Annotated in this window: 15 protein-coding genes; 8 read left to right on the top strand and 7 right to left on the bottom strand. The window is 67.5% G+C overall.

Features of this window, described 5'->3' with window-relative positions:
- The first annotated feature begins 158 nt into the window (after window positions 1–158).
- From ACOQOP_RS13975 to ACOQOP_RS13965, 3 genes are all read left to right on the top strand, one after another.
- The gene (locus ACOQOP_RS13975; protein WP_420562414.1) at window positions 159–1,100 is read left to right on the top strand and encodes an ABC transporter permease; all 942 of its coding nucleotides are present in this window, start codon (window positions 159–161) and stop codon (window positions 1,098–1,100) included.
- Window positions 1,097–2,020, top strand: coding sequence for an ABC transporter permease (locus ACOQOP_RS13970; protein ID WP_420562413.1), 924 nt, complete (start codon window positions 1,097–1,099; stop codon window positions 2,018–2,020). The genes ACOQOP_RS13975 and ACOQOP_RS13970 overlap by 4 nt, the downstream gene beginning before the upstream one ends.
- 80 nt (window positions 2,021–2,100) lie before the next feature.
- Window positions 2,101–3,690: an ABC transporter substrate-binding protein gene (locus ACOQOP_RS13965; RefSeq protein WP_420562412.1), complete on the top strand. Its 1,590-nt coding sequence runs from the start codon at window positions 2,101–2,103 to the stop codon at window positions 3,688–3,690.
- 127 nt (window positions 3,691–3,817) lie between these two features.
- On the opposite strand, the gene ACOQOP_RS13960 is transcribed toward ACOQOP_RS13965, so the two are convergent.
- Both ACOQOP_RS13960 and ACOQOP_RS13955 read right to left on the bottom strand, forming a co-directional pair.
- The gene (locus tag ACOQOP_RS13960; RefSeq protein ID WP_420562411.1) at window positions 3,818–4,081 is read right to left on the bottom strand and encodes a hypothetical protein; all 264 of its coding nucleotides are present in this window, start codon (window positions 4,079–4,081) and stop codon (window positions 3,818–3,820) included.
- A gap of 277 nt (window positions 4,082–4,358) precedes the next feature.
- The gene (locus ACOQOP_RS13955; RefSeq protein WP_420562410.1) at window positions 4,359–5,360 is read right to left on the bottom strand and encodes an MDR family oxidoreductase; all 1,002 of its coding nucleotides are present in this window, start codon (window positions 5,358–5,360) and stop codon (window positions 4,359–4,361) included.
- Window positions 5,361–5,422: 62 nt separating this feature from the next.
- Here ACOQOP_RS13955 and ACOQOP_RS13950 point away from each other — a divergent pair, with 62 nt between their 5' ends.
- The gene (locus ACOQOP_RS13950; RefSeq protein ID WP_420562409.1) at window positions 5,423–7,132 is read left to right on the top strand and encodes an acyl-CoA dehydrogenase family protein; all 1,710 of its coding nucleotides are present in this window, start codon (window positions 5,423–5,425) and stop codon (window positions 7,130–7,132) included.
- Window positions 7,133–7,409: 277 nt separating this feature from the next.
- Here ACOQOP_RS13950 and ACOQOP_RS13945 read toward each other — a convergent pair whose 3' ends face one another.
- From ACOQOP_RS13945 to ACOQOP_RS13925, 5 genes are all read right to left on the bottom strand, one after another.
- Window positions 7,410–8,000, bottom strand: coding sequence for a GNAT family N-acetyltransferase (locus ACOQOP_RS13945; protein WP_420562408.1), 591 nt, complete (start codon window positions 7,998–8,000; stop codon window positions 7,410–7,412).
- Window position 8,001: 1 nt separating this feature from the next.
- A complete protein-coding gene (locus ACOQOP_RS13940) occupies window positions 8,002–9,168 on the bottom strand; it encodes an acetyl-CoA acetyltransferase (RefSeq protein WP_420562407.1) in 1,167 nt (388 codons plus the stop codon).
- A 376-nt stretch (window positions 9,169–9,544) separates the two neighbouring features.
- Window positions 9,545–10,060: an adenine phosphoribosyltransferase gene (locus ACOQOP_RS13935; RefSeq protein ID WP_420562406.1), complete on the bottom strand. Its 516-nt coding sequence runs from the start codon at window positions 10,058–10,060 to the stop codon at window positions 9,545–9,547.
- A gap of 91 nt (window positions 10,061–10,151) precedes the next feature.
- On the bottom strand, window positions 10,152–11,189 hold the full coding sequence (locus ACOQOP_RS13930; protein ID WP_420562405.1) for a hypothetical protein: 1,038 nt from the start codon (window positions 11,187–11,189) through the stop codon (window positions 10,152–10,154).
- An 84-nt stretch (window positions 11,190–11,273) separates the two neighbouring features.
- Window positions 11,274–12,050: a carbonic anhydrase gene (locus ACOQOP_RS13925; RefSeq protein WP_420562404.1), complete on the bottom strand. Its 777-nt coding sequence runs from the start codon at window positions 12,048–12,050 to the stop codon at window positions 11,274–11,276.
- A gap of 213 nt (window positions 12,051–12,263) precedes the next feature.
- Between ACOQOP_RS13925 and ACOQOP_RS13920 the strand changes: the two genes are divergently transcribed.
- From ACOQOP_RS13920 to ACOQOP_RS13905, 4 genes are read left to right on the top strand one after another with little or no spacing between them, the layout of a single operon-like run.
- Window positions 12,264–13,403, top strand: coding sequence for an MlaE family lipid ABC transporter permease subunit (locus ACOQOP_RS13920; protein WP_420562403.1), 1,140 nt, complete (start codon window positions 12,264–12,266; stop codon window positions 13,401–13,403).
- A complete protein-coding gene (locus tag ACOQOP_RS13915; protein WP_420562402.1) occupies window positions 13,400–14,191 on the top strand; it encodes an ABC transporter ATP-binding protein in 792 nt (263 codons plus the stop codon). The genes ACOQOP_RS13920 and ACOQOP_RS13915 overlap by 4 nt, the downstream gene beginning before the upstream one ends.
- A 4-nt stretch (window positions 14,192–14,195) precedes the next feature.
- On the top strand, window positions 14,196–15,173 hold the full coding sequence (locus ACOQOP_RS13910; protein WP_420562401.1) for an MlaD family protein: 978 nt from the start codon (window positions 14,196–14,198) through the stop codon (window positions 15,171–15,173).
- A complete protein-coding gene (locus ACOQOP_RS13905; RefSeq protein WP_420562400.1) occupies window positions 15,170–15,796 on the top strand; it encodes an ABC-type transport auxiliary lipoprotein family protein in 627 nt (208 codons plus the stop codon). The genes ACOQOP_RS13910 and ACOQOP_RS13905 overlap by 4 nt, the downstream gene beginning before the upstream one ends.
- The last annotated feature ends 120 nt before the right edge of the window (window positions 15,797–15,916 follow it).

Below are 15,916 nucleotides of genomic sequence, written 5' to 3'. Positions count from 1 at the left end.
TTATTGCTGGGCGTTTTCAGGAGCCGCCGGCCACGCCTGCGTGAAAATGCCCAATTAGAAATCAAGGACTAGCGCGGATCGTTGGGGGCATGCCACCTTTGGCATGGTCGTTGTAAGGCGACTGATCCCATTCCCCCTTCGTGAGGAGCGCCCTCACGGTGCTGCATCATATTGCCCACCGTCTGCTGATCTCGATCCCTGTCCTGATCGGCGTTCTGTTCATCGGATTCCTGCTCATGCAGGTGGTCCCGACCGACCCCGCGACCGTGCTCGCGGGACCGACGGCCAGCGCCGCGGATGTCGAGGCGATTCGCCAGGCCATGGGCCTGAACGAGCCGGTCCTCGTGCAGTTCGCGATGTATCTCGGCCGCGTCCTGCAGGGTGATCTCGGTCGTTCCCTGATCTCCAATTCCGAAGTGATCGTCGAACTCGGCAACACCGTCGGCCCGACCATCGAGCTGATGATCGCCAGCCTGATCTGGGCGGTGCCGCTCGGCATCATGTTCGGCACGCTGGCGGCCGTGCGCCGGGGCCGGGTCTCCGACCGCATCATCATGGCCGCCTCGGTGGCCGGCGTGTCGATGCCGATCTTCTGGTTTGGCCTGATGCTGATCCAGTATGTCGGCTTCAAGTGGCAGCTCCTGCCGTTTCAGGGACGCGGCGGCCCGCTCTGGACCCTGGAAGGGCTGCGGCACATCGCCCTGCCGGCGATCACGCTCGGCGGCGTCTTCATCGGCCCGGTGGCCCGCATGACCCGCACCTCGCTGCTGGAAGTGCTTGGCAGCGACTTCGTGCGCACTGCTCGCGCGAAGGGCGTGAGCGAGCGCACGGTCGTGCTGACCCATGCCCTGCGCAATTCCCTGATCCCGGTGATCACCCTGATCGGCCTGCAGATCGGCTTCCTGCTCGGCGGTGCGGTGGTGACGGAATCGATGTTCGCCTGGCCCGGCGTCGGCCGGCTCGCGGTCGGCGCGATCGTTTCGGCCGACTATGCCCTCAGCCAGGGCGCCATCCTGGTCCTGGCCCTGTCCTTCATCCTGGTGAACATGATTGTCGATGTGTTGTACGCGGTCCTCGATCCGCGGGTGAGGGCGGGATGAGCCAGATGCAGCTCGAGTCCACACCTGCGGCCGATCCGGCCGTCACGGAGCCCGATGCGGCCACCGCGATGGCGCGCTCCTCGATCCTGCGCAAGCTGACGCGGGACAAGGGGGCGATGCTGTCGGCCATCGTGCTGGCGGTGATCGTGTTCTGCGCGATCTTCGCGCCGGTGCTGGCACCGCACGATCCCTACGACAACAACCTTCGCAACATGCTGAAGCCGCCGGCCTGGTCGGAGGGCGCGCTGCCGGAACATCTGCTGGGCACCGACGGACAGGGCCGCGACATCGTCACGCGCCTGCTCTACGGCACCCGCACGACCCTGATCATGGGCGTGCTGGCGGTGATCTGCGGCGGCGTGATCGGGGCCGGTCTCGGCCTCCTGGCGGCCTATTTCCGGCGGCTGGAAGGCCCGATCATGCGGCTGGTCGACATTCTCCTGTCGTTCCCGTCGATCCTGTTCGGCCTCGCCATCGCTGCGGTGCTGGGCGCCGGCATCTTCGCTATCACCATCGCGCTGACCGTCGCGGCGATCCCGACCATCGCCCGCATCACCCGGGGTGCCGCCCTGGTGCAGATGCAGATGGAGTACATCACCGCCTGCCGCGCGATCGGCATGAGCGACCTGCGCATCATCTGGCGGCACCTGCTGCCGAACTGCCTGTCGACGATCTTCGTCTATCTGACCCTGCAGCTCGGCCAGACCATTCTGCTCGGTGCGGCGCTCAGCTTCATCGGTCTCGGGGCCCAACCGCCGACCGCCGAGCTCGGCACCATGGCTGCGGAAGGGCGGAACTTCCTGTTCTTCGCGCCGCATGTCGCGACGATCCCCAGCTTCGTGATCTTTCTGATCGTGCTCGCCTTCAACGTTCTGGGCGATGCCTTGCGGGACGTCCTCGATCCACGCCTGCGTCAGTGAACCCAAAGGGGGTTGGGATGACGCGGGAACTTGAGCGGGGCACGGTTGGTGTGTCCCGGAACACCCCAGGAGGCTAACTAATGGGACACGCAACAAAGTGGCTCACGGCGGGAGCCATCGCGCTCGCCGCCGCCGTGCCGCTCGCGACGACCGCATCGGCTCAGTCGTCCATCACGGTCATGCGTCAGATCGACACCGACCGCTACGATCCGCACACCTCGACCGCCCGCTCGACGGCCGAGATCATGTTCATGGTCGGCGACACGCTGGTCGCGCTGGGCCCGGACATGAAGACCATCCATCCGCTGCTGGCGAAGTCGTGGGAGGTCTCGGAGGACGGCAAGCTCTACACCTTCCACCTGCGTGACGACGTCACCTTCTGCTCCGGCAAGAAGTTCACCGCTGCCGACGTGAAGGCGACGATCGATCGCTGGCTCGGCCTCGACAAGGGCGTGGTGAAGAACCGCGCCGGCGACGTGAAGGAGATCCGCGCGGTCGACGACTACACGGTCGAGTACGAGCTGGTTCAGCCGTATTCCGAGCTGCTGTACCAGATGACCCAGCACTTCCACACCATCATCAACGTCGACCAGGTCAATGAGCTGGGCGACGACTTCGGCGTGAAGGGCTTCGACGGCACCGGCCCGTACTGCTTCGAGAGCTGGGAGCCGCGCAACGAACTCGTGATGACCAAGCACGAGGCCTACACCTGGGGTCCGGCGTTCTACGCCAACCAGGGCCCGGCCAAGATCGACAAGGTCACCTGGCGCATCGTGCCGGAAGAGAACAACGTGGTCGCCGGCATCCAGACCGGCCAGGGCGACGTGACCCAGTACCTGCCGTACTGGTCGATCGATCAGCTCCAGGCCAACCCGCAGATCTCGGTCACCCAGCCGCCGTTCTACTTCTGGACGTTCTACATGGGCTTCAAGATCACCCGCGACAACGTCAGCGACCTGGCGGTGCGTAAGGCGATCAACCTGGCCGTGGACCAGAAGGCGCTGGCCGAGGGTCCGTTCTTCGGCAAGGCCGAGCCGGCCTATGCCTATGTCCATCCGGGCACCCTCGACTATTCCGACGAGGCGATCGACGAGAGCCTGTTCGGCTACGATCCCGAGAAGGCGGCCGCGCTACTGGACGAGGCGGGCTGGACCATGGGCGACGACGGCTTCCGCTACAAGGACGGCAAGAAGCTCGAGCTGGTCGCCTACAGCTTCACCAACATCTGGCGTCAGATCACCGAGGCCGTGCAGGGCGACCTGCGCAAGGTCGGCGTGGACCTGAAGGTCGAGCTGTTCGACGCCACCGTGGTCTGGGGCAAGCTGAAGACCCAGGACTTCGACATGTTCACGATGAGCTATCCGTACGTCTCGGCTGGCGACGCGCTGAACCTGTACTTCCCGTCGGCCAACATGCCGAGCCCGAACCGCATGAACTGGGACGACAAGGAAACCGACCAGTGGCTGTTCGAGGCGCGCGGTGCCCTGAACGACGCCGACCGTGCGGCGGCCTATGCCAAGATCGAGAAGAAGGTCCACGACGCCGTGGTCTGGGTGCCGATCGTGCACGAGCCGATGTTCGTCGCCGCCGGCCCGAAGCTGAAGCCGGTCGACGCCCATGGCATCTACGGCGCCGGCCTGTACAAGGGCCTGAGCCTCGAGATGAAGTGACCGATCCGGTCATAACCTGACGACGGGGGCCGGTCCTTGGATCGGCCCCTTTGTTTTGGACGCTCGATTGGTTGGCGCCGGCGCGCAGATCCCAAGGGGACCAGCACGGCGCCGTGTGCGGCCCCGGTTACTGGCGCTTGCCGCCGGTCACCATGGGGCCGACCTTGCCGGCCAGGATCGGGAAGCGGACGGTGCCGTCGGAGGCATCGTAGATCCATTCCTCGATCGGCCCGGCCTTGTTCAACTCGTCGGGTTCGCCCAGCGCCGCGCGCAGTTCCTCCACATTGGAGGCGTTCTCCGCCTTCTTGGCGATCTCCGCCTTGCTGTCCTTGAAACAGGCCGAAAGCATCAGAACACTGGCAAGGACCAGGGCGGTGGCGAGGCGGGGCATGCGGGGCTCCTGAAACGGGGGCGAGGCAGGCAGTTTATCCGATTCTCACCGCTGAGGCCTGCGACGCTTCGTGACGTGCAATCGGCGTGGATGAGGGGGGTTCATTTCTCCAAGTTAACGGCCCGTCATCCCGGTGAGCCCCGGGCTTGACCCGGGGGTCGGCCGGGACCTAGCCGTTGCGTCCGAGTCACGGTCCCGGCCCGCGCCCGTCCCGGATTAAATCCGGGACGGGCGCGTCCGGGATGACGCCGGAAGATGGATCGCTGAGAGTGCCCCGCTACTCCCCTCCCACCGTCACCACCGCGCGGCCGCGGACCTCGCCCTTCAGGATCGCCTTGCCCAGCGCCGGCAGGTCGTCGAAGCCGTGGCGGTGGCTGATCGCATCGAGTTTCTCCATCGGCAGGGTCCTGGCGATCATCGACCACACCGTTTGCCGCCGCTCGGCCGGGCACATCACGCTGTCGATGCCGAGCAGGTTCACCCCGCGCAGCAGGAAGGGCAGCACGGTGGTCGATACCTCGTTGCCGCCCGCCAGGCCCACCGCCGCCACCGAACCGCCATAGGCGATCTGGGTCAGTAGGTTGGCGAGCGTCGGCCCGGCCACGTTGTCGATTGCCGCCTGGAACCGCTCCTTGTTCAGCGGCCGGCTCGGCTGTTCGGCCAGCTCCGCCCGGTCGAGGAAGGACGCCGCGCCCAGCTCCGTCAGGTAGTCGTGCGTCTCCGCCCGGCCGGTGGCGGCGACCACGCTGTAGCCTTTGGCGGCGAGCAGGGCGACCGCCACGCTGCCGACCCCGCCGGCGGCTCCCGTCACCAGCACCTCGCCCTTGGACGGGTCCATCCCGGCCGTCTCCAGCGTGTCGATCGCGAGCCCCGCGGTGAAGCCGGCGGTGCCGAGCGCCATGGCGCGGGACAGGGACAGACCGTCCGGCAGCTTGACGAGCCAGTCGCCTTTCACCCGGGCGAGTTCGCCGTAGCCGCCCCAATGCATCTCCCCGACCCGCCAGCCGGTGAGCACCACCTTGTCGCCCGGCTTGAAGCCCGGATGGTCGGAGGCCTCCACCACGCCGGAGAAATCGACCCCCGGCACATGCGGGTAGCTGCGAACCAGCCGGCCGATCCCGTTCATCACCATCCCGTCCTTGTAGTTGACGGTGGAATAGGCGACCCGAACAGTCACATCGCCTTCGGGCAGATCGGTAACCGCCACGTCCTCGTAGGCGCCGGTGACCTTTCGGTCGTCGCCTTCGCGCAGCAGGTAGGCCTTGAAGGTATCGGTCATCGCATGCTCCCGGGTGTAGGCTTGTCCCAGCCCCGACAAGAGGGCCGATACGGGAGGAAGCCATGGATCTGTCGCTCACCGCAACACCGCACGGACTTCAGCCGGATACGCGCGCGGTCAATGCCTTCGACGACGATGCCTCCCTGCGGGCCCTGCTCGGCCTGTATCTGGCGCCGGCCGAATTGGAAGCACTGACCCCTGCCTTCCAACGCCTCGGCGCCCTGGTGCACGGGCGCCTCGACGTACTGGCCCATGAGGCCGATCGCAATCCGCCGGTACTGCGTCACCGCGACCGCCAGGGACGCGACGCGCAGGCGATCGACAAGCATCCGGCCTATGTCGAGATGGAGCGGATCGGCTTTCAGGACTTCGCCATGGCGGCCATGTCCCATCGGCCGGCCCTCGGTCTCGATCGGCCGGTGCCGCATGCCGCCAAATATGCGATCCAGTACCTCTTTGCCGAGGCCGAGTTCGGTTTGCTCTGCCCGATCAGCATGACCGATGCGCTGACCCGCACCATCCGCCGCTATGCCGACCCCGATCTGGTCGCCCGCTATCTGCCGGGGCTGACGGCGGACCGCCTGGAGGACCAGATCCAGGGAGCGATGTTCATGACCGAGAAGGCGGCCGGCTCCGATGTGGGCGCCACCGAGACCGTTGCCCGGCGGGACGGGGAGGGCTGGCGGCTGTGGGGCGACAAATGGTTCTGCTCCAACACCGATGCCGGCCTCGCCCTGGTCCTGGCCCGGCCGGAGGGGGCGCCGCAGGGGATCAAGGGCGTGTCCCTGTTCCTGCTGCCCCGCGACCTTCCAGAAGGAGACGGGCCGGACTGGGGGCGGAACCGCTACCGGATCGTGCGGCTGAAGGACAAGCTCGGCACCCGCTCCATGGCTTCGGGCGAGATCACACTCGAGGGCGCGGTCGCCTGGATGGTCGGCGAACCGGGTCAGGGCTTCGTGCAGATGGCGGAGATGATCAACCAGTCGCGGCTGTCCAATGCGGTGCGCTCCGCCGGGATGATGCGCCGGTCCCTGCGCGAGGCGCTGGCGGTGGCGCGGGGTCGCTCGGCCTTCGGCAGCCGGCTGATCGACCTGCCTCTGCAGCGCCGGCAACTTCTGAAACTGATGGTGCCGACGGAGCAGGCCTTGTCGGTCACCATGTTCACCGCCGACGCGCTCGCCCGGGCCGATGTGGGCGAGGCGGAGGGCCTGAAGCTGCGTCGGATCCTGACGCCACTGGTCAAGTTCCGGGTCTGCCGCGACGCCCGCAAGGTCGCCGGAGACGGCATGGAGGCCCGCGGCGGCGTCGGCTATATCGAGGAATGGCCGGAGCCCCGGCTGCTCCGCGACGCCCATCTCGGTTCCATTTGGGAGGGGACGAGCAACATCGTTGCCCTGGACGTGCTGCGGGCGTCGCGCAAGGAGGCGGCGCACGCGGCCCTGGGCGAGGCGCTGTCGCGACGGATGGAAGAGGCGGGGGTCGGCGTTGATTTGCGTGGCCGGCTCGACGGGCTGCTGGTGCGAGCGGTGGCAGCGGTCGGCGCGGCGGCCGAAGCGGGTGCCGATGACCGCGCCCGGAGTGTGGCGTCGGGCCTGTACCACGCGGCCTCGGCCTGCCTGCTTGCGGCGGAGGGGGCGATGCTTGGGGATGCCCGACGCACGGCGCTGGCTGGTCTGGTGATCCGCCACAAGCTTACGCCACGCGATCCGCTGGGAGTGGAGGGAGAGGATGACGGATTGGATCGGGCGGCCGCCGATCTCCTGCTCCCATAAGGCTTCTCTCTCCCGCTCCCCGGATTTATTCCGGGGGCGAGCGGTCGGGTTTGGACAGGGCGTCGAACGGTCATGCGATCTGGCGGACTTGCCCCGGAATAAATCCGGGGAGTGAAGGGTGAGGGGTCGTGATGCCGACTACTTCTTGGCCCTGCCCCTTCCGTCATCCTGAACTTGTTTCAGGATCGAGCCGCTTGCCCATGTCCTTGCTTGGCACCCGTCCGGCACTGTCCGGGCGTAGATCCTGAATCGAGTTCAGGATGACGGAGGGGCTGGTTCAAGGAGAAGAGGGAATGTCGACGGTGCAGCGGCGCACCGCGTCACTCCCCAAGTGCCTCCGCATCGCCACCCGGCTCTCGCGCGGCAGGCCGTGGGCGACCTGGTCCACCAGCCGCGGTCCGAGATGCGGGTCGGCATCGGCCTCCGCGTCCGAGATCTCCACGAACCCGAGCCGCGCGTAATACGGCGCGTTCCAGGGCACGTCGCGGAACGTGGTCAGGGTGATCTCGGCGATCCCGCGCCCCTGGTGATAACGGATCAGCGCCTTCAGGAAGCCGTCGGTCAGCCGGTGCCCGGCATGGTCCGGATGCACCGAGACCTGGGCCAGGTGCAGCACCGTGTCGCTGTCCGTCTGGGTATGGGCGAAGGCGACCGGCGCCCCGTCCCCATCGGTCGCCACCCAGAGCCGCCAGGCGTCCTGCATGGCGACAAGGTCGTCCACCTGCACCGGCGCGTAGGTATCGACCGCCGCGGCATAGGGTGTGGCCTCGAAGCGCCGGTCGGCGGCGATGTCGATCGCCGCCAGCAGGTGCAGTTCGTCCGGCCGGGCCTGACGGATTCTGTATGTCGGGGCCCGGCCTTCCGTCATCTCAGCGCAGCGGCTCCAGGATCGAGACGAAGTTGGCCACGGCCGCCCCGCCCATGTTGAAGATGCCGGCCAGCTTGGCGTCCTTCACCTGCATGTCGGCCGCCTCGCCGCGCACCTGCATCGAGGCCATGATGTGCATGGACACGCCGGTGGCGCCGATCGGGTGACCCTTGGACTTCAGCCCGCCGGACGGGTTGATCGGCAGCTTGCCGTCCTTCTCGGTCCAGCCCTCCAGGATGGCGCGCTTGCCCTGGCCCTCGGGGGTCAGGCCCATGGCCTCGTATTCGATCAGCTCGGCGATGGTGAAGCAGTCGTGGGTCTCCACCAGGGAGAGGTCGTCGAGGCTCACCCCGGCCTGGGCCAGGGCCTGCTTCCAGGCGACCGAGCAGCCCTCGAACTTCAGGATGTCGCGCTTCGACATCGGCAGGAAGTCGTTCACATGGGCGGCGGCGCGGAAGATTACCGCCTTGTCCATGGCGAGTGCGGTATCCACGTCGGTCAGCACGATGGCGGCCGCCCCGTCGGAAACCAGCGAGCAGTCGGTGCGCTTCAGCGGACCGGCGACATAGGGGTTCTTCTCGCTCTCGGTGCGGCAGAACTCGTAGCCGAGATCCTTGCGCATCTGGGCGTAGGGGTTGGCCACACCATTCTTGTGGTTCTTGGCGGCGATCTTGGCCAGCGCGTCCATGTTATCGCCGTGGCGCTGGAAATAGGCCTGGGCGATCTGCGCGAAGACCCCGGCGAAGCCGCCGTCGATGCCGGCCTCCTCCTTCAGGTAGCTGGCCTTCAGCAGGGTGTCGCCGATCTCCTTGCCGCCGAGTGCCGTCATCTTCTCGACGCCGACGACCAGCACCCGCTTGGCCTTCTTCGCCTCGATCAGGTGGATGCCCTGGTGCACGGCGGCGGAGCCGGTGGCGCAGGCGTTTTCCACGCGGGTGGCCGGCTTGAAGCGGAACCGGTCATCGGCCTGGAGCACGAGGGAGGCGGTGAAGTCTTGGCGTTCGAACCCGGCATTGAAATGGCCGAGATAGACGGCGTCGATGTCGTCCGGCGTGAGGCCGGCATCTTCCAGGGCGGCGGTCGCGACCTGGACGATCATGCTCTCGGCGTCGTCCTCGGTGCGTTTGCCGAAGGGCAGGTGGGACCATCCGACGATGCAAGCGGTCATGGGCTCTCTCCTCATCCAGGCGCCGCGCCGTTACGGGGGAGCGCGGGCGGTTGACCGAAGGCGGGTGTCCTTGGGTGTCCGTTGGGGCGGATCTTTAGCAGAAACGCCAGCGGACTTCATGGATAGGGCGCGCACGACACCCGCGCAAGATCACGCAGGGTCAATCTGGGGGCGCTCTTTTCCAACGTCCCGTCTTTGCCCACTCCCCGGACTTGTTCCGGGGCCTACCCTAGATCCGACGCGAAGCGGCCGGAATTTGGCCCGCTCCAACCGTGGGCCCCGGAACAAGTCCGGGGAGAGACATATGCCGGTAAGAGCTGTGACTTCGGTGCATGGTCCCGGATCAGGTCCGGGACGACGATTAGGATGGCCAATCCTAATCGTCGTACTGCAGCAGGCTCTCGAACGGGATGTCGAGCTTGTCGCGGCCCTTCAGGAAGGTCAGCTCCATGATGCAGGCGCCGCCGGCGACCGTGCCACCGACCTTGCGCAGCAGCTCTACCGACGCGCTCAGCGTGCCGCCGGTGGCCAGCAGGTCGTCGAGGATCACCACGCGCTGGCCCGGCTGCACCGCCCCCTCCTGGATCTCCACCGTGTCGGTGCCGTATTCCAGGTCGTAGGTGTAGGGCACGGTCGGGCCGGGCAGCTTGCCCTTCTTGCGGACCATCAGGAATCCCAGGCCCAGTTCCAGCGCCAGCGGGGCGGCGGTCAGGAACCCGCGGCTCTCGATGCCGGCCAGCAGGTCGGGCTTGAACGGTTTGATGACTTCGGCGAGCCGGTCGACCGTTTCCTTCCACGCCGCCGGATGGGCCAGCAGGGTGGAGATGTCGTAGAACAGGATGCCCGGCTTCGGGAAATCCGGTACCTCGCGTATATGGGCCTTCAGGTCCACGGGGACGTCCTCCGCTCGGGGTGTCGCAAGCCCATTCCCTTAGAGGAAACCGGCCCCTCTGAGAAGGGCCGGCTCCATACTCCCTGCGGATCTACAGCTCCGCCCGCACGATCGCCGCGCCATCGGCCATCGCCTTCATCTTGGCGAAGGCGACGTCGCGCGGCAGGTATTTCAGTCCGCAATCCGGGGCGACGATGATCTTGTCGGCCGGGTGGTGTTCCAGCCCGCGGCGGATGCGCTTGGCCACGGTCTGCGGGCTTTCCACGTTCGGATCGGACAGGTCGAGCACGCCGAGGATGATCTTCTTCTGCGGCAGTTCCTCCAGCACGGTGCAGTCCAGGTTCGACTGGGCGGTCTCGATCGAGATCGAATCCACCGTGGAGCGCGAGAGCTGGGGCAGGAAGGAATAGCCGGCCGGACGCTCGTGGATGATCGCGGCATAGCCGAAGCAGATATGCAACGCCGTCTCGCCCTTGACCCCGTCCAGGGCGGCGTTCAGGCATTCGATGCCGTATTCCTCGGCCTTCTGCGGGCGGGCCTGCATATAGGGCTCGTCCACCTGCACGATGTCGGCGCCGGCGGCGAACAGGTCCTTGATCTCGGCGTTCACCGCGGCGGCATAGGCCATCGCCAGTTCGGCCTCGTCCTTGTAGTGGTCGTTCTGCGCCTGTTGCGACATGGTGAAGGGGCCGGGGACGGTGATCTTGATCCGCCGGTCGGTATTGGCCCGCAGGAACTTCACGTCCTCGACCTGCACCGCGTGCTTGCGGCTGATCGGTCCGACCACGCGAGGGACCGGGTTGGGGTGGCCCGACCGGTCCAGCGCGGTGCCCGGATTGTCGATATCGACCCCGTCCAGGGCGGTGGCGAAGCGGTTGGAGTAGCTTTCCCGCCGGGCTTCGCCGTCGGTGATGATGTCGAGGCCGGCGCGCTCCTGGTCGCGGATCGCCAGGAGGGTCGCGTCGTTCTGCGCCTCCTCCAGATATTCCGGATCGACCCGCCAGAGCTCCAGCGCCCGCGTGCGCGGCGGGAAACGGCCCGCCAGCTTGGCGCGGTCGAGCAGCCAGTTCGGCTGGGCGTAGGAACCGACCAGCGAAGTCGGCAGCAGGGTGTGTCCGTTGGTGGCCATGTCGTGTTTCCTCCCGGATTTTCTTATGGGAGGACGCTAGCAACGGGGGCACCCTGCGCCTAGTGACGTTGTGGCTGCCCGGCTTCACCCGCCGCCGAGCAGCAGGAAGCGCCGGTTCAGCGGCTGCACCGGGCGGGCGTTCATCGGGAACAGCGTGGCGAAGGCCTCGATCTGCGCCCGCGAGGCCTCGACCGGGGTCTTGTAGGCGACCCAGTTGACGATCTCCGAACAGGGCGGGGTGGTCAGCGATCCGGCATAGCGGAACTGGGCGCGGTCGGCCGGCAGGAACGCCTTCAGCGCGACCGGAACGACCGGCCCCTCGCTCTTCTCCTTCGGCATGGCCGACCAGATCGGCGCCAGGGCCGCGTTCTCGGCGCCTTCGCCGATCATCACGCCGAGCACCGCGAGACCGCCCGCGGCGGAGCGGTGCACGAAATGCGCCTCCATCGCCAGCGCCTTGCCGTCGATCAGATGCTCGCTGGGGTGGTGGAAGTGGAACTGCAACAGTTCGTAGGTCGTGCCGTCGAGCTTCACCGCGCTGCCATTGGGCACGTTCACCTGGATGGTGTGGCCGTTGTTGATCACCTGACCGTCGGTGTCGTCCTGCCAGCGCAGGGCGGCGGGCTGGAACTCGGCCGGGATCGCCGAGGCGAGGTCGATCGGGGACTGTTCGACCCCTGTCCCGCAGGCAGCATATTCCGTGCCGAGGGACCCCCAATGCGCCGGACCGGTCTGGCCCTCGAAACTCCAGGCGGCGCCGTCCGACGCCAACGCGCTCCGGCTCAGGCCGCCGCAGCAGGCGCAGCCGATGGCGGCGAACGCCGTGGATCTCAGAACCGTGCGCCTGTCGATGGTGTTCATGGCCTCTCCTCCCTGCTTGCTTGACCGGGCCGACGCGGCCCCGATCCCGCAGAGCGTACCGTCGGACCATGAGGAATGTGTAGTAATTCGGTTCAAATTTTCCGCAGCCCGGCGATGCCGGCCGGTCGGCCCGGGCGGAACCATCCCGGCGCTCGCCTGTTCGAGGGGACGGGGACGCAGTAGAATGTCGCCAGCATTCAGTCGGGAGGGTATGTGGCCGAGGCGGGAATATCTGAGCCGTTCGACCTGCACGAAGAGGGGGGCGCCCTGATCCTGCGGCTGTCGGGACGCTGGACGCTGGACACGGTCAGGCGCACGGACCGGGACCTGCGGTCGGTGGCGCGGCGTCCGACCCACCGGCTCGTGGTCGAGGCCGAGGGCCTGACCGGACTGGACAGTGCCGGCGCCTGGGCGATCCGCCGGACCCTGGACCAGGCGGAAGCACTCGGTGCCGCCACCGAGCTGCGCGGCCTGTCCGACGCCTATCGCCCGATCCTGGACAAGGCGGTCGTGCCCGATCCGCGCGCGCCCGTCGCCCCGCCATCCACAGGCGGCCTGCTCGCCCCCCTGGAGGGGGCGGGGCGGGCGGTGCTGCATGGGGCCAAGGTCGGGCGCAACCTGGCCGGCTTCTTCGGCTACACCCTGGTGACCCTGGCCGGGGTGATCGTGCGGCCGTGGCGGCTGCGGGTGACCGCGACCGTGGCGCAGATGGAGGCGACCGGGCTGAACGCCCTGCCGATCGTCGGCCTGCTCTGCTTCCTGGTCGGCATCGTGCTCGCCTATATGGGCGCGCTCCAGCTCAAGCAGTTCGGCGCCGACATCCTCACGGTGAACCTGGTCGGCGTGGCGGTGCTGCGCGAGATCGGCATCCTGCTGGCCGCGATCATCGTGGCGGGGCGTTCCGGCAGCGCGTTCGCCGCCCAGATCGGCACGATGAAGGTGAACCAAGAGGTGGACGCCCTGGAGACCATGGGCCTGTCAGCGGTGGAGGTGCTGGTCCTGCCCCGGCTGATCGCGCTGATCATCGTCATGCCGCTGCTCACGATCTGGGCAAACGCGGCCGGGCTGCTGGGCGGATCGGTGGTCGCCCTGTTCCTGCTCGACCTGTCCTTCACCCAGTTTCTCACCCAGCTCCAGGCGGCGGTCCGGTTCTGGGATTTCGGCACCGGCATGATCAAGGCACCGGTCTTCGCCCTCGTGATCGCCCTGGTCGGCTGCTACGACGGTTTGCGGGTGTCCGGCAGTGCCGAGAGCGTGGGCCGCTACACCACCCGGGCGGTCGTGGAGTCGATCTTCCTGGTGATTGTGCTCGATGCCCTGTTCGCCGTGGCTTTCGCGGAGATCGGCATATGACCGCAGACACCGACAGCCCGGCGATCGAGGTGCGCGGAGTCGTCACCCGATTCGGGACGACGACCATCCATGACGGGCTCGATCTGGCCGTGAAGCGCGGCGAGATCATCGGCGTCGTGGGCGGCTCGGGCACCGGCAAGACCGTTCTGCTGCGCACCATGATCGGCCTGCAGAAACCGACCGAGGGCGAGGTGAGCCTGCTCGGTGAAAAGGTCGCCTGGGACGGTTCCTCCACCGAGGCGCTGGCTGGGAAATTCGGCATGCTGTTCCAGGACGGCGCGCTGTTCAGCGCCCTGACCGTCGGCCAGAACATCCAGGTACCGATGCGCGAACGCGGCGGAATTCCGTCGGAGCTGATGGACGAGCTGTCGCGGCTGAAGGTCTCGCTTGTCGGCCTGCCGCCGGATGCCTGCGGCAAGTTCCCCTCCGAGCTGTCCGGCGGCATGAAGAAGCGGGCGGGGCTCGCCCGGGCCCTGGCGCTCGACCCCGACGTGGTGTTCCTGGACGAGCCGACCGCCGGGCTCGACCCGATCGGCGCCTCCGATTTCGACGAGTTGATCCTGGACCTTCGCCGCGCGCTCGGGCTCACTGTGGTCATGGTTACCCATGATCTCGACAGCCTGGCCCGGATCTGCGACCGCATCGCGGTCCTGGTCGACAAGAAGATCGTCGTCGGCACCATGGACGAGCTGATGCGCAGCGAGCACCCCTGGATCCGCAGCTATTTCCACGGACCGCGCGCCCGTGCCGCCTTCGACCGGCCGATGGCGGCCGCAGCGGAAGGGTAGGCCGATGGAGACCCGTGCCTCCTACGTCACCGTCGGCGCCTTCGCCATCCTGCTGCTGGTCGGCGGGCTGTTCCTGGCGATCTGGTTCGGCGGCGTGCGCATCGACCAGGAGACCAAGCCCTACATCATCGAGTTCCAGGGCGCGGTCGACGGGCTGAGCACCGGCAGCCCGGTGCGCTATCGCGGCGTGCCGGTGGGTACCGTCAGCGATATCCGCATCGATCCGGAGAACGTCGAGCTGATCCGCGTCGACATCGAGGTCGATGCCGAGGTGCCGATCAAGAAGGACATGTATGCGGTGCTGCAGGCCCAGGGCCTGACCGGCATCGGCTTCATCCAGATCGAGGGCGGGACCGACGCCGCCGAGCCTCTGGAGCCGACCGAGGAGCGCCCGGTTCCGCGCATCCCGGCCCGCTCCTCGGCGCTGAGCAAGGTGTTCGAGACCGCACCGCAGATCGCCGACCGGCTGGTGGTCGTCATCGCCCGGATCGAGGCGTTCCTGAACGAGGAGAACGAGCAGAACTTCCGCATGCTGCTGGCAAACCTCGCCCAGGTGAGCACGGCGATCGCCGACCGGCGCGACGACATCGACGCGGTGATCTCCGGTGCCTCGGCGAGCGTGGCGGACTTGCAGCGGGCGTCGGCCGAGCTGGGTCCGCTGCTGCAGGAGGCGTCGGCCACCCTGGCGACGGTGCGCGGCACGGCGGTGGGGCTCGACAACGAGGTCGCTCAGCTTTCCGGCTCGCTGGCGAAGGCGGGTGACCGGATCGCCTCCACCGCCGGCGAGCTGGAAGGAATGCTGGCCGATGCCCGACCGGGCATGAAGGATTTCACCAACACGGGTCTGTATGAGCTGACCCAGTTTCTGGTGGAGGCGCGCTTCCTGGTGTCGAACATCGACCGGGTGCTGCGCCAGATCGACCGTGACCCGTCGCAGTTCCTGTTCGGGGATCGCGGCGGACAGGTGGAGGCCGACCAATGACCGAACTGCCCAGACGCACGCTGCTGGCCCAGGGGCTTGCCGCCGCCGGGCTCGCCGGGCTGACCGCGGCGTGCAGCCAGCTCCCGATCGGCAGGCCGCCGCCGCAGCTCTATACCTTGACACCCAAGAGTACCTATCCGGCGGACCTGCCCCAGGTGCCCTGGCAGCTCGCCATAGAGCGGCCGAGCGCGCCGGCCGGCCTGTCCTCGGCCCGGATCGCCGTGGCGCGCGAGCCGCTGACGCTGGACTATTACGCTGGGGTGGCCTGGGTCGACGATGCGCCGAACATGGTGCAGCGCCTCCTGGTGGAGTCGTTCGAGAACTCCAACCGGATCATCGGCGTCGGCCGCGAGGGCGTCAGCTTCCGCTCGGACTACACCCTCAAGGTGGAGCTGCGGGAGTTCCAGGCCGAATATTTCAACGCGGCGGCCACTCCGACGATCAACGTGCGCATTAACGTGAAGATGGTTCAGATGCCCCAGCGCACGATCATCGCCTCCCAGGGGTTCGACACCAAGCGGCCGGCGCCGTCGAACAGAATGTCCGACATCGTCCAGACCTTCGATGCCGCCCTCGGCATCGTCCTGCGCGACGTGGTGATCTGGACCCTGCGCCTGAGCTGACCCCCCGGGGTGACCCGCTGCGTCTGGGCCAAAGGTGAGTTTCTCACTTGGCGGGGTTTTCGCGGCGCCATCCTGCGCTAGCATTTCTGCAACGACATCGGCCGTCCCGACAGATCCCGA

It is taken from the genome of Thalassobaculum sp., from assembly GCF_965223715.1.
Taxonomy (GTDB): domain Bacteria; phylum Pseudomonadota; class Alphaproteobacteria; order Thalassobaculales; family Thalassobaculaceae; genus Thalassobaculum.
Note: the sequence above shows the minus strand (reverse complement) of the source record. Positions and strands in the feature narration are given on the sequence as shown.